The sequence below is a fragment of the Streptomyces sp. NPDC090022 genome (assembly GCF_044748145.1).
GTDB lineage: Bacteria > Actinomycetota > Actinomycetes > Streptomycetales > Streptomycetaceae > Streptomyces.
Genome location: NZ_JBIVFN010000063.1, coordinates 1 through 1,888, shown reverse-complemented (window position 1 = coordinate 1,888; position 1,888 = coordinate 1). Strand labels below are relative to the sequence as shown.

Genomic DNA, 1,888 nt, shown 5'->3' with positions numbered 1-1,888 from the left:
TCCGCCGTCAGACCCGGACGACCCACATACCCACGCGCCAGACCCGCACCCGCCACATACAACTCACCCGACACACCCACCGGCACCGGCGACAAGAACTCATCCAGCACGAACACCCGGGTATTGACCACCGGCCCACCGATCGCCACCTCCCCAGCCCCCGCAGCACAACGCCACAACGTCGCATCCACCGTCGTCTCGGCGGGGCCATAGGCGTTGAACATCCGTCGGCCCCGGGCCCAGCGCGCCAGCGCCTCCGGCGGCAGGGCTTCGCCGGCCGTCACGAGAACGAGGTCCTTGCCGACCGTGCTCTCGTCCAGGGTGGCCAGCACGGCCGGCGGCAGCGTCACATGGGTCACCGCCTGGTCGGCCAGGAACTGTGCCAGGTCGGCACCGGCCCGCTTCTCCTGTGGGATCACCACCAGGGTCGCGCCGGTCAGCAGCGCCATGAACCACTCCCACGCGAACGCGTCGAAGCCCACCGAGGCGAATTGACCGACCCGGTGCCCGGCACCCACGCCGAGCAGCCCGCTGTGACCCGCCGTCATGCTCGCCACGCCGGCGTGCGTGACCAGGACGCCCTTCGGTCGTCCCGTCGAACCGGACGTGTAGATCACGTAGGCCGGATGCGTCACCGACGGCGCCGGCGCGTCCGGTGCGCTGCAGTCCAGGCCGTCCAAGGCCGCCGTGACCTCGGGGTCGTCCAACAGCACCGCTCCCGGGAGCACGGCATCGGTGGCGGCCGAGGCCAGCATCACGGCCGGCCCGGCGTCCTCCACCATGTACGCGACCCGCTGCGCCGGATACTCCGGGTCGATCGTCATGTAGGCCCCACCGGCCTTCAGCACACCCAGCACCGCGACCACCAGATCGACGCCGCGCTCCAGGCACACGGCGACCACCGACTCCGGGCCCACGCCCTTGCCGGTCAGCAGCCGCGCCAGCCGGTTCGCCCGCGCGTCCAGCTCCGCGTACGACACCTCCACCCCGTCGGCGACCACGGCCACCGCATCCGGCACCCGCGCCACCTGCGCCGCGAACAGCTCCGCCACGGTGCCCGGCGCCACCTCGGCCGCCGTGTCGTTCCACTCCACCAGCATCCGGTGCGAGGCGGCTCCGTCGAGGACTCCGACGGCGCTCAGCCGCCGCTCCGGCCCACCGTCGAGCTGCGACTCCAGAGTGGTGACCAGGTTCTCCGTCACGGCGCACATCAGCCGGCCCACGGCCGACCCGTCGACGGCGGCCACGGCATCCACGGTCAGTTCGATCGCATCGCCGTCGTCGTCCACGGACACCGCGAGGGGGTAGTTGGTGCGCTCCCTCGAGTACAGCGCCGTGAAGCCTTCGAAGCCGAGGCTCCGGTCGCTGTCCGCGCGCGGCTCGGATCCGCCGGTGTTGTGGCGGTAGTTGAGGAGGGAGGTGAACACGGGAGTGTTGCCCGACAGTCCGCTGGCCTGCTGGGCCAGGGCCAGGGAGGCGTGCTCGTGCTCCAGCAGCTCGGCCAGCTGGCCGCGCATCGCCTCCACGGCCTCCAGCGCGCCCAGCTCACCGGTGCGCACCCGCACCGGCAGCGTGTTGATGAACGGGCCCGGCATGTGCGCCGATCCCGTCCCGGAGTTCATCCGCCCGAACAGCACGGTTCCGAACACCACGTCGGCGCGGCCGGACACGGCTGCCAGGGTCCGCGCCCATGCGACGTGCAGCACGGTCGCCGCACTGGTGCTCAGACGGCGCGAGACCGCGCGCAGTCGCGTGTGCAGCTCCGGAGCGACGGGCACCCGCACGCGGACGACGTCCGATCCGTCGCCGTGGACGTCGCCCAGGCCGTACGGTGCGGTGGTCTCCTCGACGTCGCCGAGCAGCTCGGTGAAGTACCTCTCGTGCTCCG

The 1,888-nt window shown here is 72.0% G+C and carries 1 protein-coding gene; it reads right to left on the bottom strand.

Annotated features, from left to right (window positions below; translation table 11 throughout):
* A partial coding sequence (locus ACIPXB_RS37115) for an amino acid adenylation domain-containing protein (protein WP_401457420.1) occupies positions 1-1,888 on the bottom strand: 1,888 nt, incomplete at both ends.